The 17132-nt window shown below is 33.8% G+C and carries 12 protein-coding genes; 11 read left to right on the top strand and 1 reads right to left on the bottom strand.

Annotated features, from left to right (window positions below; translation table 11 throughout):
* Positions 1-20 precede the first annotated feature (20 nt).
* The 8 genes from ACQUQZ_RS20830 (at position 21) to ACQUQZ_RS20795 (ending at position 10656) form a co-directional block, all read left to right on the top strand.
* The gene (locus tag ACQUQZ_RS20830) at positions 21-1253 is read left to right on the top strand and encodes a glycosyltransferase (RefSeq protein WP_435357021.1); all 1233 of its coding nucleotides are present in this window, start codon (positions 21-23) and stop codon (positions 1251-1253) included.
* A gap of 106 nt (positions 1254-1359) precedes the next feature.
* A complete protein-coding gene (locus tag ACQUQZ_RS20825) occupies positions 1360-2715 on the top strand; it encodes an oligosaccharide flippase family protein (RefSeq protein WP_435357020.1) in 1356 nt (451 codons plus the stop codon).
* A gap of 2 nt (positions 2716-2717) precedes the next feature.
* Positions 2718-3557, top strand: a complete 840-nt coding sequence (locus ACQUQZ_RS20820; RefSeq protein WP_435357019.1) for a beta-1,6-N-acetylglucosaminyltransferase — start codon at positions 2718-2720, stop codon at positions 3555-3557.
* Positions 3558-3697: 140 nt separating this feature from the next.
* Positions 3698-5353 (top strand): phosphoethanolamine transferase, encoded by a 1656-nt coding sequence (locus ACQUQZ_RS20815; RefSeq protein ID WP_435357018.1) that lies wholly within the window; start codon positions 3698-3700, stop codon positions 5351-5353.
* Positions 5354-5571: 218 nt separating this feature from the next.
* On the top strand, positions 5572-6726 hold the full coding sequence (locus ACQUQZ_RS20810; protein WP_435357017.1) for an ATP-grasp domain-containing protein: 1155 nt from the start codon (positions 5572-5574) through the stop codon (positions 6724-6726).
* Positions 6727-7043: 317 nt separating this feature from the next.
* A complete protein-coding gene (locus tag ACQUQZ_RS20805; protein WP_435357016.1) occupies positions 7044-8231 on the top strand; it encodes an acyltransferase family protein in 1188 nt (395 codons plus the stop codon).
* Positions 8232-8689: 458 nt separating this feature from the next.
* Positions 8690-9871, top strand: a complete 1182-nt coding sequence (locus tag ACQUQZ_RS20800) for an acyltransferase family protein (protein WP_435357015.1) — start codon at positions 8690-8692, stop codon at positions 9869-9871.
* Between the two features lie 170 nt (positions 9872-10041).
* Complete coding sequence (locus tag ACQUQZ_RS20795; RefSeq protein WP_435357014.1) at positions 10042-10656, top strand: M23 family metallopeptidase; 615 nt, start codon at positions 10042-10044, stop codon at positions 10654-10656.
* A 77-nt stretch (positions 10657-10733) separates the two neighbouring features.
* Here ACQUQZ_RS20795 and moeB read toward each other — a convergent pair whose 3' ends face one another.
* A complete protein-coding gene (gene moeB / locus ACQUQZ_RS20790) occupies positions 10734-11798 on the bottom strand; it encodes a molybdopterin-synthase adenylyltransferase MoeB (protein ID WP_435357013.1) in 1065 nt (354 codons plus the stop codon).
* Between the two features lie 190 nt (positions 11799-11988).
* Here moeB and ACQUQZ_RS20785 point away from each other — a divergent pair, with 190 nt between their 5' ends.
* The 3 genes from ACQUQZ_RS20785 to ACQUQZ_RS20775 all read left to right on the top strand — a co-directional run bounded on the left by ACQUQZ_RS20785 (position 11989) and on the right by ACQUQZ_RS20775 (position 17116).
* Positions 11989-12744, top strand: a complete 756-nt coding sequence (locus ACQUQZ_RS20785; protein WP_435357012.1) for an FKBP-type peptidyl-prolyl cis-trans isomerase — start codon at positions 11989-11991, stop codon at positions 12742-12744.
* Positions 12745-12818: 74 nt separating this feature from the next.
* Positions 12819-14948: a carboxy terminal-processing peptidase gene (locus ACQUQZ_RS20780; RefSeq protein WP_435357011.1), complete on the top strand. Its 2130-nt coding sequence runs from the start codon at positions 12819-12821 to the stop codon at positions 14946-14948.
* A gap of 155 nt (positions 14949-15103) precedes the next feature.
* Complete coding sequence (locus tag ACQUQZ_RS20775) at positions 15104-17116, top strand: hypothetical protein (RefSeq protein ID WP_435357010.1); 2013 nt, start codon at positions 15104-15106, stop codon at positions 17114-17116.
* Positions 17117-17132: the final 16 nt, after the last annotated feature.

Here is a 17132-nt window from a genome sequence, read left to right as displayed (position 1 = left end):
AAAACTAAAAGCAAAAAAATATGTCGAGACGACCTGAAGCATTTATATTAATAGCCCAACAAGAGTGGGAGTTGAATTTAGGAAGTAATGCACGAAACTTAGCAGTGGAGTTTAGTAAAACACAACCTGTTTTATATGTAAATCCTGCTATGGATATAAAGTCGATTTTTAAACAAATAAAAACGGCTCATGGTAGAAAAAGACTGAAATTAGCCTTAGGTTTTGGTGAAGCTACTGTCAAAATATCAGAGACTTTATGGGTGCATACCCCTCAAAGCATTTCGCATTCAATCAACTGGCTGAAAAGTATATCCTTGTATAATTTTCTTAACGAAAGAAATGCGAAAGGATTTTTCGGTAGTTTGAAAAAAGCCATCAAGGAATTAGGATGGAAAAATGAAAACAGTGTAGTGTTTAATGATAGTCAAATGTTTACTGGGTTGTTTACCAAAAAATATCTGCAACCATTGTTGAGCTTTTACTACATTCGAGATAATTTGACTGAGCATCCATACTTTAAATTTCATGGAAGTAGGATTGAGCCTCAGACGATTGCATTGGCGGATGCTATTTTTGCCAATTCAGCCTATTTAGCCGATTGTGCGAGAGATTATAACAAAATCAGTTTAGACATTGGACAAGGTTGTGAAACTGATATGTACGATGCTGATTTTTCTTATCCAGAACCATCAGATTTAGCTACTATTGCTCATCCTCGTATTGGGTATGTTGGCTTTTTGACAGGTGAAAGGTTAGATATTGACTTGCTCGAACAAGTAGCAAACGCCAACCCTTCTTGGCAAATTGTATTGATTGGGCCAGAGGAAATCATGTTCCAACAAAGCAGCCTTCATGCAATCAAAAACGTGCATTTTTTAGGTTCAAAAAAACCAAGCCAATTGCCTTCATATATACAGCATTTAGATGTGTGTATGAATCCTCAATTAGTAAATGCTTTGACTATCGGTAATTATCCAAGAAAAATAGACGAATATTTGGCTATGGGAAAACCGACAGTTGCCACCGATACACCAGCAATGCAAATGTTTTTACCGCATGTTGAATTGGCTATCGGTGCAGATGGATATAAGAAAGCTATTGAGCAGGCTTTACTACCACAAAACCCTGAGGGTAGAATGGCAGCAATCAATTGTGCAAAAGGTCATACTTGGGAGGCATGTGTTAAGCAAATATATGCTGTACAAGAGCAGTTGTTGACTACAGCAGTTAGCAAGGAAACTGTAATCAATTAGTTTTTGAATAAAATAGCTAAGCTATTGCGTTTTTGTTAATTACCAAGCTTTGATTGTAGAACACTTTAATTTATTTGTATTTCTTTAAGAAACATACTTTCCTACCATGATAAACCTTCAAAGTATTCTTTTAAAACTTAAAAACAAGCATTTTTTATCGCTTGTGGGCAATGGCTCAATGTCAGTCTTGGCCATGGTAACTGTTGGTATTTTACTAAGGTTTATGCACAAAGATGATGTTGGATATTGGTTCTTTTTTCAATCGGTTTTTGTTTTATTAGATACTTTCAGAACGGGTTTTTTACAGGTTGCTATGATAAAATTTTATACTGGTGCTGAAAAAAATAGAGCAGATGCAGTCTTGGGGTCGGTCTGGTTTTTAAGTTTGCTTATTACAAGTGTTTTGATAGTCATTAACCTTGGAGCAGTTTTCTTTTTGCCATATATCCAAAACTTTGGCATTGTTAGTGTTATCCAATGGTTTGGGATTACTTTTTTGCTCACACTTCCTTCGGCTATTGCTTCTTGGATTTTACAATCAGACCAACGCTTTGACAAACTCTTATTGCTCAGAATAATTAATCAAGGTACATTCATAGTGATGGTGTTGGGTATCATTTTTTTTAAGAAATTAAGCCTTGATTTAGTGCTAATTACCAATGCTACCAGTGCTGGATTGGTAAGTTTATATTGCATAGCACAAGGTTGGACTCGCATCAGAACTTTCACTAAACGTACCAAAGAAAGTATCTTAGAGTTGTTCCATTTTGGCAAGTATAGTGTTGGTACAACCATTAGCACCAATTTACTGAGAAGTTCAGATACTTTTATCATTATGTTTGTTTTAGGAGCGGCTGGGCCTGCGGCGGTTGCTATGTTCACAATCCCGATGCGTTTGATGGAAATCATTGAGATTCCGTTAAGAGCTTTCTTGTCAACAGGTATGCCTTCGATGTCAGAAGCCTTTAATAAAGGTAGAAAAGAAGAAGTGGTTGCAATCATGCAAAAATATGCCGGAACACTTACATTAGCCCTCTTTCCTGTTTCAATATTAGCTATTTTACTAGCAGATGTAGCCATTACTTTGCTGGGTGGTAGCCAATATTCTGGCACAAATGCAGTATCAGTCTATCGTATTTTTATGAGTTTTGCCATGTTTTTTCCTATTGATAGATTTTTGGGTGTTACTTTAGATATTATTCATCAACCAAGAATTAACTTTTATAAAGTATTGGTCATGTTATTTACCAATGTTCTTTTTGATTTTATCGGAATCCATCTTTTTGGTAATATCAATGGTGTGGCATTAGCTACCCTGTTTACATTTTTATCAGGTGTCTTTTTTGGTTATTTTTGGCTAAAAAAATATTTAGATTTTACAATTTTTGGCTTCTTTACTGTTGGTTTTGGAGAGATTAAAATGATGTTACACCAATTTTTATCTAAAAGAAAAACCGCCTAAAAATGAAGATCGCCCATTTGATATTAACTCATGCCAATCCCTTGCAATTAAAAAGATTGATTCAGCGTTTGGCTCACCCAAATGCAGATTTTTATATTCATGTTGATTTAAAAACTGATATAAAACCATTTATTTCAATAAATTCTGAAAATATAAAATTTATAAAAAATAGAATAAGTGTCCATTGGGGAGCATACAGTATTGTTCAGGCTACTGTGAACAGTTTTGAGGAAATCTTGAATTCCAATCATAAATATGATTATATCAATTTATTGAGTGGGCAAGATTATCCAATCAAAAGTACGGCAGCGATTCATCATTTTTTTGAGAATAATCCTGGGAAAGCTTTTATGCACACCCTTTCGGTTGCAGATGAATGGCAAGAAGCAATTCCACGATTGACAAAATATCATTTGTGTAACTACCACTTTGCAGGAAAACATTTGGTCGAAAAATACCTGAATATACTATTGCCTTCGAGAAAAATGCCTAATGATTTAGTGCCAGTTGGGCGTTCTCAATGGTTTACGATTACAGGCGAACACGCTCAATATATTGTGGCATATTTGCAAGAAAATAAAAATGTAAGAAGATTTTTTGAATTGACTTGGGGAAGTGATGAAATCGTTTTTCAAACGATTTTGTTTAATTCGATTTATCAAAAAGATATGATAAATGATAATCTAAGATACATTGATTGGTCGGAAGGAAAAGCAAGCCCCAAGACTTTTACAATGGCTGATTTATCAACCTTACTTCATTCAGGTAAACTATTTGCTCGAAAATTCAATGCAAATGTTGATGCTGCTATTTTTGACGAACTTGATAAATTATTGTATTAAACATATTTTTTTGCGTTTACTTGAACCGCTTAGTAATTTTGTGTCAAAAATTTACCTATTATTATACTTTTAAATAACTTATCTATCGTGCAATATAAGAGCAGTAATTTTATTGACAATCAAACAAATAATAGGAAAATATGTTTCCACGTAGCCTTTTCGCTCCATCAAAATCAACGGCAACCATTTATTTCTTTATCACGATTTTTTTGATATGTATTTCTGATTTTGTATTTTTCTTAAAAACAGAACAATATTCTATGGCAATACTGGGAGGATTGGCATGTTTGAGTTTACAGCTATTGCCAGTCTTTTTATTTAAAAATAGAATAAAGTTATATCTCTTACTTTTAACCCCTGTTTTTATTCTGCTGCCTTTTAATTTAGGCTCAATCCTCCTTTTTGGTGTACCAGCTAATGAAGCCACGATTCTATTACTAATTAATACTAATTTTAATGAAGCATCAGAATTGATGGAAGGCTATTGGCTTCGTTTAGCTGCTAGTATTTTTTTTTATGTAGTTGGCTTATTAATCTTACTAACCAAAGCACCCAATATTATATCCAAAAAAAGTGCATCATTAACTTCAGCAATTTCATTAATTGTTTTGTTTTTAGTGCCTTTAATCGAGAATGGAATAAAAGATTACTTTGTTACTCTAAGATCAAGGTATTATACGGTTTTTCCAACTTCTCTCTTATACTCGGCTAAAATGATTCGTTCTCAATATCAGTTGGTGCATTCGACGAAAAAAGAAAGAGAAAATTTTAAATTTAATGCAACGCAAGATAGTATCATAAATGGCAAACAAGTATATGTGTTGGTCATCGGTGAAAGCTCTCGATACGACCATTGGGGAATCAATGGGTATGAAAGAAACACCTCACCCAATTTATCAAAGAGAGAAAATCTCATTTCATTTAATCAAGTTGCCGCTGGTGGGTTTATTACAGAATATGCAATCCCCTTGCTATTAACTGGCGTTGGAGCTGGTAATTTTGATAAACATTACCAACAAAAAAGCATTGTTAGTGCATTCAAAGAGGCGGGTTTCTCAACTTATTGGCTTACTAATCAAATTGATGAAGGCCATATTAGTCTTCATATAGAAGAAGCCGAAAATCCACATCGTTTAGTTTCCGATTTTCGAGCAACAAAGAATGTTCATCGTGATATGGAATTAGTTCATATTTTAAATAAAGTATTGAAAGAACCGGAAGAGAAGAAATTTATTGTTTTACACTTGAGTGGTAGTCATTATGATTATAGTGCCAGATATCCAGATGAATTTGATGTTTTTAAACCGAGTAATAAAACGGTCTTTTCAAAATCTGCAGATAAAAAATTTAAGAATGTACTAGTCAATAGCTATGATAATACCATTGTTTATTCTGATGCAGTAATTGATAGCGTAATCTCAATGGTTTCCAATCAAAATGCCCTTTCTTCCGTTTCTTACATATCTGATCATGGAGAAAATCTTTTTGATGACAACAGAGATTTATCGCAACATGCCTACCCAGTTCCTTCAAAATATATTTCACATATTCCATTTTTTGTTTGGTATTCTCCTATATTAGAAAAAACTTTCCCACAAAAAATTGCTAATTTAAAGTTACATAAAAATAAAAAAATTTCGTCAGAAAATATCATACATACACTTACAAGCTTGAGTGGCATTGTGTATTCCAAGCAAGATTCTTCAAAAAATATTACAAGTTTATATTATAAAAATAGTGAGCAACTGATATTAGGAGCAAATAGAAAAGTATATAGGTCTTCTAATTTAGAATAGTTATACTTTAATAAATAAGAATTAAATTGTATTTTTGGAAAATAGTATAGATCGAAGAAAATAATTTGAAGATTAATATTTAAGTGCCTGATTATCAGTGTACTTTGCTGCTGTTATATTGCCAACCAATTGTCAAATTATTGACAAAAACTATCTTCAAATTACTTTATTTATAGATTATTTAAGTGCCATGAGTTTTTTTAAAGCTATTGAATTGTATGAAAAATGTATTGTTGGTTTCGGTAGTTGATTGGGATTCATTAGGAGAAATTCCTGCAATTTTTAAACGTGGTGGGTGTTTGCAAGTTGATGTACTTTGCAATAAAAATACTTGGTTATTATCTAATCGGTTTCATGATAATTGGATTGAGATCAAAGAAGAAATCAATGAAGTATTGGAGCAAATCTTCCAATTGGCTAATGATGAAACAAAAGGATATGATAGAGTTATTTTATTGGATGATTTAATTATTCAATTAGTGAATAAAAAGATTGAATCAGAAGAATTATTCAAAAAAATACTACCATTGACGAAAATCGAAAACCGAGAAATGCTTTCTTCAAAAGCAGGGTTTTCAAAGGTTTGTGAAAGAAATGGCATTTTAAGTCCCAAGTTTATGGTATATACCGATAAGCTTGATGCCGATGCCATTGATAAACAAATGAATTACCCGATATTGCTCAAATTGGATTTAAGTTGGAGTGGTGCGGGCATACACTTTTGTACCGATAAAAAATCTTTGGAAGAAGGACTTGAAAAACTATCACCCAAAGAAAATTTAGTTATCCAAGAATTTATCACTGGTGAAGAAATAGGTGTAGAAGCTTTGTTTTATGAAGGCCAATTAATAGCTTATAATGCTGCAAAAATTTTAGATTTTTTCGAAAATAATTTCAGTTATACGACCCGCAGGACTTATTTCAGAAATCAGGAAATCGAGGCTTTATTAAAAACTTTTGGAAAATCGGTTGGTTTAAATGGCTTTGCCAGTATTGGATATATTTATGATGCCAAGCAAAATAAATATTTCTTAATCGAATCGGATATGAGACTCAATAATTGGATGTCGCTCAGCCGTTTTACTGGACATGATTTTTCAGTAGGAATTAGTCAAATTATCAAGGCAACCGATAAACAAAATATTGATACAAGTCTGGCCAAGCCAGAAGCCTTGAATAAGGAAATAGAATTGGCTCTTTTCTACCGAGATATAAGAAGGTGTTGGAAGAAAAAAGACTTAAAAGGAGCCTTGCGATGGGTATTTAACTATAAAGGATATTGGCGTTTTATTCCCTTATACGATGGCTTGATAATGAAGCGAATGTACAAAGAAATAAAGAGAGATTTGACGAAAAATAAGCATAAATCATAAGATAAATAAATTATATTTCCTCTATACTACATAATCAATGAATTATGTAGTATTTTTTTGTAATTAATTGATTATAAGTCTATTGTGGTATAATATTTGTTTAATAATACATCCATTTTTTAGATTTTTTTACCTTTGCTTTTATCTCTTATTAGGTTATTCGTTTGGAAAATCTCTATGTGAAATCAAACAAAATAATATTTGCTTATTCTCTCAATATCATCAAAAAAAGTCTGGTACGTGGCATCATCTTTGCTTTTATTATTAAACGGTACAATATATAATTAGTTGTAATTTCTTAATAATAAAAAAGCTTTATGAAAGACCGACAATACTACATTGATTGGATTAGAGTGATAGCATTTGGTATTCTTATATTTTATCATAGCGGAATGTTTTTTGTTGATTGGGGTTGGCTTGTACGCAACAATGTTGCGGCAAAAGGATTCCAGATTTGGATGAATTTAGTAAACCCATGGCGACTTTCCCTTTTGTTTTTTATTTCTGGAGTGGGTGTAAAATTTGCCCTTAAATCCAGAATAGGTGTTGATTTCTTTGGTGAGCGTTCAAAAAAACTGCTACTCCCATTAGCCTTCGGAATGCTTGTGGTAGTGCCACCACAAATTTATTTTGAACGACTACAAATGCACAGCTTTACAGGGAGCTATACCGCTTTTTATTTACAGATCTATAAGTTTTTTACTTGTAATAAAGGCGGACTAAATTGGCAGCACCTGTGGTTTGTAGCCTATTTGTGGGTATTTTCTGTAATTGCTTTACCTTTTTTCCTTTGGTTGCAGAATAAATCTTTTCATTTTTTTAAACTGAAAAATCCTATTAGTAGTTTTTTTAAAATATTGTTATTTGCATTGCCCTTGTCGATTACTTATTGGACACTCAAACAGCAATGGGATATAACAAATAATCTTGTATCGGATTGGTATAATTTTACCCTTTCATTTTTATTTTTTATTTATGGTTATATTTTTGCCAGTCAGCCATTTAGTTGGGTAATAATTGAAAAATATCGCAAGATTTACTTAACAATAGGTTTATCGGTAGTCATCTTAATGAAACTATATAATACAGTTTTTGGGTATCCAATAGAAGATTGTATGTCAGTTGTTTTAGTCAATGGCTTCTTGAGGATGTTATTTATTTGGTGTATCATTTTGGCTATTTGTGGATTTGCTAAACACTACCTAAACTTTTCTAATAAATTTGTGAGATATGCTAATAAAGTTGTTTATCCATTTTATATCATACATCAAACCATCACCGTCACAATTGGCTTTTATATTGCTGATTTAGAGATGTCTGTTGGTTCAAAATTCGCCATTTTAGTAGTTGGCACATTTGGCATTACGTTTCTCATTTATCATTTTTTAATACGACCTTTTCGAGTTATGCGTTTATTGTTTGGAATGATAAAGACAAACAAAGGTGTTGAAATGAAAGATTTCGATACTCCTCTCACACTTTCACCTGTTCCCTTGAGAGCTTAGTTTGAAAATGATTTAGAAAGAAAAATAGGTTTATCTTTATTTTATGCTCCATTAGGGTGAAATATTTCACCCTAATGGAGTTTTTTATGAGTTATTATAACTAATTTTTGACATAATTTTTTTGACTTCAGAAACTTTATTAAAGAATGTATGCAACAATACAGTTGCTTATTGTAAAATTATGTGGAATACTGATAATCAATGTGTTAGATAGATTGTTTTACTATTTTAAATCTATATAATAAGTATTTAATTGTATTTTTAGATACAATTAATCAATTGTATCTAATAAGTAAGTTTGAATATATAAGTATTTATACTTCTTTTTTGCACAAAAAAACAACAAATTCAGCATTTGGTCGAAAAATGAACTTTTTTCATTTCACATTAAATGAATTTTGTATCCTTTTAATAACTAAATCAAGTTATTATGATTATTTTAATAGGATGTAAAGTTTATGAAAGACCGACAGTACTTTATTGACTGGATTCGAGTGATAGCATTTGGCATTCTTATTTTTTATCATAGTGGAATGTTTTTTGTTGATTGGGGTTGGCTTGTACGTAACAATAAAACAGTTGATGGCCTTCAAACTTGGATGAATTTGGTGAACCCGTGGAGGCTTTCGCTTTTGTTTTTTATATCGGGGGTAGGGGTAAGATTTGCACTGAAATCCCGAACAGGTATAGATTTTTTTGGTGATCGTTCAAAAAAACTACTGCTTCCATTAGTATTCGGAATGCTTGTGGTAGTTCCACCACAAATCTATTTTAAACGGCTCCAAATGCATACGTTTTCGGGGAGTTATACAACATTTTACTTACAAGTCTATGACTTCTTTGCATGCAAAAAAGGCGGACTCAATTGGCAACATTTATGGTTTGTGATCTACTTGTGGGTGTTTTCTTTAATAGCTCTCCCTTTGTTTCTATGGTTGAAGAAAAAGTCCTTTACTTTTTTTAATTTAGAAAACTCTATCAGTAGTTTTTTCAAAATACTGTTATTTGCATTACCCTTGTCGATTATTTACTGGACACTCAAACAACGCTGGGATATCACCAATAACCTTGTTTCGGATTGGTATAATTTTACCCTCTCATTTTTGTTCTTTATTTACGGTTATTTTTTTGCAATTCAGGCGTTTAGCTGGGTAATAATTGAAAAATACCGCAAAGCTTTCTTGTTAATAGGCTTATCCGCTCTTGTACTTATAAAGGTTTATATAGCCATCTTAGGGTGTCCAAATGACGACTTTTTACCGACTTTGCTATTGCATGATTTTTTTCGCATGTTATTTATTTGGTGTATTATTTTAGCTATTTGTGGATTTGCCAAATACTACCTGAATTTTTCAAATACTTTTGTAAAGTATGCCAATCAAGCTGTTTATCCATTTTATATTATCCACCAAACCATCACTGTCACAATTGGCTATTATATTGCTGATTTAGAGATGTCTGTAGGTGTGAAATACAGCATTTTAGTTGTCGGTACTTTTGGTGTTACTTTTCTAATTTATCATTTTTTGATACTCCCTTTTCGAGTGATGCGTTTGTTGTTTGGCATAATGAAGACAAGTAAAAGTGCTGAAATGAAAGATTACAGCACTACGCTTACACGCACTAATATAAAAGCCTAAAAATACCATATTAGGATTAAATAAAAATATTCACATTTGATGTGAAAGCTGATTATATAATTTGTGAATTATAATTATCCTTTGAACTTGTTGGACAAATGACATAAAAAGCAATTTTCTATACATAACCGAGTTAGTTTTGTAGGTATTTTATGTTTTAAGGTTTGATGATGAAGAAAGTAACATTTGTTTTATTGATAGTAGGATTCAATTTTTCAGTTTTTTCGCAAAGTTTAGTAAGTAGTAACTCCTCAGACGAAGATTATTGGGAAACGAGTTTAGGGCCTTTGGTTGAAGTAAATGATATGTTAAGACATATTTATAATGATCCATTTAAAGAACAATTTATTCATGCAATTCCTGCGGGTTATCCGTTGAATAAGGAAGTAAATATCAATTCTTTTTATGGTTTTAGGAATCACCCTGTTCATAAAGTGACCATTTTTCATCGAGGAATTGATTTAAAAGGGGCTTTAGGAGAAAAGGCAATTGCCACAGGTGATGGCAATGTTTTGGAAGTAGGATTTAAACCAGATTTAGGAAATTATATTAAAATAAAACACTGCTATGGTTTTGAGTCTATTTATGGACATTTAAGCAAAATATCAGTCAAAAAAGGGCAATATGTGAAGCACTCGCAAGTCATAGGTGAAGTTGGAGCAACAGGTACTGTAACAGGGCCACATTTGCATTATACGTTGAAAAAAAACAACCACTATATCGACCCTTTCGATTTTCTTTTTATGGATTTTGAAAAGGAAAAAGTGAGTATGTTGAGTAAATAACTCAAACTTGGCATGTCTGAGCGAGTTTTTTTAGAATCTAAATCAATATCTGATATGCTATGTTTTTATAAAATCATTTAAGGTATTGCATTAATTCCTCCTTTTAAATTCAATAAATTTTCAAAACCATACTTTTCTTGCAAAAGTTTGATAGCCTTCATACTACGTACACCGCTCAGACAATGCACAACTACAGTTTTGTCTTTACTTATTTTGGGTAAATGTTTCTCTAATTCCGAAAGTGGCATTAATTCTCCTCCTATATTTTTAAGAACATATTCGTGAATTTCACGCACATCAATGAGTTGATAATCATTCAAAGCCACTAATTGCTCATGCGTAATTTCAGCTTTGTTTTTCAAATCTGGACTCAAACAAAATTGCTCATAATCAATCAATTGTGTGATTTTTGGGGTATTAGGCATTTTTGGGATTTTAATAATACGACTTTGCATCGAAAGTGTATCCAAAAGTAAGAGTTTGCCTGATAATGGTTCACCTATTTCAGTGATTACTTTTATTGCTTCGAGAGCTTGCATCGAACCAATAATTCCTGGTAGTACACCTAAAACACCAGCTTCGGCACAATTTGGGGCTTGCTCAGGCGGTGGTGGAGTCGGAAATAAATCTCGGTAAGTGGCTGAACCCTTATGATTGAATATAGCAACTTGACCTTCAAAACGATGAATAGCCCCATAAACAAAAGGTTTATTCAGCATCACACAAGCATCATTGACCAAATATCTCGTTGGAAAATTATCAGTTCCATCAATCACTATATCATAATCTTTGATGATAGTCAAGGCATTTTCTGCCGTTAAACGTGTAGCATATTTGTTTATTTTAACTAAGGGATTCAGTGCGTTTAAGCGTTTTTCGGTTTCATCAATTTTTGTGTAAGTTACTGATGATGAGTCATATAAAACCTGCCTTTGAAGATTACTGACATCAACAATATCATTTTCGACAATGCCCAAAGTACCAATTCCCGCCGCAGTGAGGTACAATAAAATGGGACTACCAAGTCCACCGCAACCTATCACAAGCACTTTGGCAGCCTTGATTTTTTCTTGTCCATCCAATCCAAATTCTGGCATGAGCATTTGGCGGTTATATCTTTGGTGTTCTTCAGTAGTGAGCATTTATTGAGTTTTGGCTTAATTTGCTTTGATAGCCTAAAAATCAGCCATCTTTATCAATGAAACTTGTAATTTTCATCGAAAGTTGCATAACTTACTTAGTTTTTTTTATAAAAAAACTAATTTTTAGCATAAAAGTACGTTTATTTGTTATTCATAAAAATTTTAATAAAAATTAGGTATCTCTTAGAAAATGAAAAAATCAATTATTGCTTTCGCTGCAACCCTTGTTTTGGTACAAGTTTCATACGCACAAGTGTCAAAGACTCCAGCAAAGCCAAAAACTCCAGCAACAAAACAAGTGATAGCAAACAAAGCCGCTGTTACTACTCCTGCAGTTACAAGTAGTACTGGCATGAAAAATGGTATTGATTCGATTAGCTATGCAATCGGTATGAATATTGCAGGAAATTTAAAACAACAAAACTTAAAAGTAAACTCTGAAATGATGGCAAAAGCCATTGACCAAGTATTGGGTGGACAAACAACGTGGATGGAAGCCAATGCTGCCAATGTGTATATTCAAAGCTATTTTCAGAATGAATCAATGAAAAAAGGTGCTGCAAACTTAAAAGTTGGTGAAAAGTTTTTGGCAGAAAATAAAGCAAAAGCAGGTATAAACACACTTCCAAGTGGTTTACAATATCAAATTCTAACAGCAGGCACAGGAGCAAAACCAGTAGCATCAGATAAAGTAAAGGTACATTATCACGGAACACTTATTGACGGAACTATTTTTGATAGCTCAGTAGAAAGAGGTCAGCCCGCTGAATTTGGTGTTACACAAGTAATTCAAGGTTGGGTTGAGGCCTTACAATTAATGCCTGTAGGTTCGAAATGGAAATTATTTATTCCTGCAAACCTTGCTTATGGCCCACAAGGCCCGCCAAGTATTGGTCCAAATCAAGTGTTGATTTTTGATGTAGAATTATTGGAAATTGTCAAATAAATTTTAATCAACCTCTAATCTGTAAAATAAACGATTTTAGGGTGGCGGTTGTTAGTCATAAGTATAATCATTTAATGAACTTTCATTTAGTAATTGGGGCGACCGACGCTCGGTTTATGGTACAAATTATGAAAAGAATCATCGTTCTATTCACCTTAACAGGACTTTTTGGCTGTTTTGAAAACAAAGCCCAAAATCAAAGTTCAACGCCGCCTACTTATGGCTACAACGACCTGAAGCCGACTCGCACGCAAGAGCAAGTTGAGCAATTTGCGACGCAATTTTTGAGTTATCATCACTACCAAAAATTCAAATTGGATGATGCTTTTTCTTCAAAGATTTGGGACAATTTCTTGAAAGATGTTGATGGTAGTCACGCATATTTTACAGAAGCTGATGTAAATGCTTTTGAACAATACCGTGATGGCATAGACGAGGACTTGTTGGAGGGAGATTTAACTGCTCCGTTCACGGTTTTTAATCTTTATCGTAAACGTTATAAAGAACGTCATGAATTTATCATGGCATTGCTTGATAAACCATTTGATTTTTCAGTAGATGAAAATTATGAAACTGATCGTGAAAAAGCTCCTTGGGCAAAATCCAAAGAAGAGTTGGATGATGTTTGGCGTAAAATCGTCAAAAGTCAGGTACTTGACCTCAAACTAAGTGGAAGTAAAGATAGTGCCATTGTAGCAACTTTAAAAGACCGTTACAAACGCTGGGAAGGTAGAATCTCGAAATGGAGATCAGATGATGTTTTTCAATCATTTATGAATTCATTTTCAGAAGCAATTGACCCACACACCAGCTACATGATTCCGAGTACAGCCGCTCAATTTAATATCGAAATGAGCCAATCGGTTGAAGGTATCGGAGCCTCTTTACAAAATGAAGGTGATTATGTAAAAATTGCTGAAATTATCCCAGGTGGGCCGCTTTTTAAGGGTGGAGAAGCAACCAAAAATGATAGAATTGTAGCCGTTGCCCAAGGTGAAAATGGTGCCTGGCAAGATATTGTTGGTTGGCTAACTGATGATGCAGTGAAGTTAATCAGAGGTACAAAAGGTACAGTTGTACGTGTACGCTTGCTTCCAGGCGATGCACCTGCGGGTTCGCCTACCAAAGAGTTACGCTTGGTTCGTGAAAAAGTGAAACTCGAAGAAGCAGTAGCTAAAGGTGAGGTTGTGCCAATGAAAAAGGACGGAAAAGATTTTAAATTAGGTGTGATTGATATTCCAATGTTTTACCGTGATTTTGAAGATGCACGCAAAGGTGGTGATTTTCAAAGTACGACCAAAGATGTAAAGCGTTTCTTGAATGAATTTAAGTCAAAAGGTGTAGATGGAGTGGTAATAGACTTGAGAAATAATGGCGGAGGCTCATTAACAGAAGCGATAAATTTGACAGGCCTATTCATTACAAAAGGCCCTGTGGTACAACGCCGAGACAATAATGGCAGTGTAGATGTAGAAAGCGATACCGATCCAGAATTGGTGTACAATGGCCCATTGGTGATTTTACAAAACCGTTTTAGTGCCTCAGCTTCTGAGATTTTTGCGGGTGCTATTCAAGATTATAAGAGAGGTTTGATTCTTGGAGAACAATCATTTGGAAAAGGAACAGTACAACAATTGGTTGACTTAGACCAGTTTTTGCTTTCGCCTCGTACTGCCTCAAATGATAAAAAAGCATCAGCATCTGTTGGTTTTGACCAAAAAGAAAAATACGGACAATTGAAATTAACAACCGAGAAGTTTTATCGTATTACAGGTAATAGTACACAAAGAAAAGGAGTGATGGCAGATATTCAACTACCAACGCCATTTGACCCTGAAGAAATGGGAGAAAGCTCTCAACCAAGTGCATTGCCATACGACCAAATAAAAACATCGGAATACGAAAAAACAACGGCTATTTCTGATAAAATTTTAAGCAAAGTGCAAGAAAAATACCAAGCTCGCTTAAAATCTGACCCAGAGATGAAGCAATTGACCGATGATTTGGCAGAATATAGAAAAACCAAAGATGTGACGATTATCTCGCTTAATGAAGCTAAACGCAAGCAAGAACGTGACGAAAATGAAAAACGTAGAAAAGCAGTCAATAAACTAAGTTCGGGCGAGAAAGATACCAAAGAAAAAGACATCATTTTGACTGAATCTGAACGTATTTTGATAGACTTGATTTTAGCTCAAAAATAAAATTCATATTTATTGTTGGTAGATTTTAAATAAAAAATGCCACTTCTGAAGCTTCAGAAGTGGCATTTTTTATTTTTTTTATACTTTTTTCTCCTAAACTGTTTTCTTTTATCGGTATTTTATAACTTTGTATATAAACCTATGATGAAAATCCAATGACGATTGATACTTATTCACCACAACCCTCTATGTACGATTTGTGGCGACATAATCATTATTTATATAAAGATAGATATACTTCGCATCAAACGTCGTATATCCAAAACCTGCTACCCGAAATCGCCGTACAGCTCAATGTTTATGATGTTTTAGATATTTTACAACGCCGACTTGGAGGAGAAACACTTCAACGTGCTTTAGATACCAACCAAACAATTGAAAGCCCTGTAAGTTATCATAATGATGGCTCTTGGCTCAAAAAATCGAATATGGTAGGTATCAATGTACGTACCATCGGCAATTTTTTTAATATCATAAAATATGCCTTTACTATTCCAAAATCACAAGATTCGATACATTTATTGCCTATTTGGGAGCCTGGGGTGGTTGGTAGCCTTTATGGTATGACAAGTTTTAATATTAATCCAGCTTTTTTTAGTCATGAATTATCAGCCGCTATTCCGACGTTAAATACAGTTGAAAAACAGCTAAAATTTGTCGTTAATATTTTACATGCAATGGGGAAAAGCGTGGGTATGGATGTGATTCCACACACCGACCGCTTTTCAGAAATGGTGCTTGCCTATCCTCGTTTTTTTGAATGGGTCAAGCGGGTAGGGGGTCGAATTACGAGTAATTCGGAAACACTTTATCGAGATGTTGAAGAAATTATTTGGCATTATTTAGGAAGAAATGGTACGGCTAATGGAACACCTATTTCTTATTCAAAAAATACTCTTTTCTCGCCAGAAATACCAATTTTGAGCGACGAGCAACGCTTAGAAATTATTTTTGGACATAAAAATGACTATCAAGGAAGGCTCAGACGCAGAATTGAACTCATGCACGACATGATTTATCAAGGCTATGAGACGCTTCCGATGACCATGGCTCCACCTTATCGTGGTTTACATATCAATGCCGAAGATTTTATTATTGATGAAAATGGCAATCGTTGGTACACTTATGAATTTGATGAACCACAGGCCATGTCAAGGGTTTTTGGACCTTTGGCACGTTATAAATTCTATCATTCAAAAGACGATAACGCTCATTGGGAATTAGATTTTGAAAATCCCAATAAATATGCTTGGCAATACTTTTTTCAGAAAGTTTATGATTGTCAGAAAGCCTATAATTTTGATTTTATGCGTGGTGATATGGCTCATGTACAACCTCGTCCAACGGGCGTACCAAAAGAGCCAGATGCTTATTATGACCCATTAATGGCCGTTAAGAAATTTATACAAAAACAAGGAGTCAAACACTTTGCTTTCTTTGCGGAAACCTTTTTAGTTGAGCCAGATTTTATGGGCTATGGTGATGAGTTTGACCACTTAGAAGCAATTGAAGCCGATTCAACTTTAGGTGATTTACAAAGTTCAGTTGTAGGCTCTAAATCCTACATGGAAAAGTTTGTAACTTATCATAAGTTGTTGAAAAACAGGCAGTTCGCTCCAAATTTTACGGTAATGACTGCTGACAAAGATGACCCAAGATTTGATGAGTTTTATCGAACAGCCAATCATTTAAGGTTTTTTGTTGCCTTATTTTTGACCGATATGCCAAGCTACGTTGGCTTGGGTTTTGAGACCAGAAACTTACATATTGAAAGAGGACTAAACGAAGAATACACCAAACTATATGTCTTTGATATTAGAGATGAGAATGACCGTGATAAAGTGACACACGGGCCATATATTTGGGGGCAAAATCATCACCAATTTGCCGTTTTTCAGCAGTTTCATACATTGGCAGAGAATATTTGGGACGATATAAAACAAAGAGAAGCGAGATGGTTGTTAGAACCAACAGAAACACAAAAACTAATGATTTGGACATTGCAAGATAATCCAAAATATGTTTTTGTAGCAAATCTTGATGCCGGAAGAGGCATTGATGAAAACGTATTGAGAGAAGCGACTTTCAATCATCCTTTGCAATTTATTTTGGGGACAGGAGAGTATAGTTGGCAGCATGAATGTAGGGTTTATGTTTTGGGAGAGTGAGTCAAAATAAAAAAAC

The organism is Emticicia sp. SJ17W-69 (assembly GCF_051209875.1).
GTDB lineage: Bacteria > Bacteroidota > Bacteroidia > Cytophagales > Spirosomataceae > Emticicia.
Note: the sequence above shows the minus strand (reverse complement) of the source record. Positions and strands in the feature narration are given on the sequence as shown.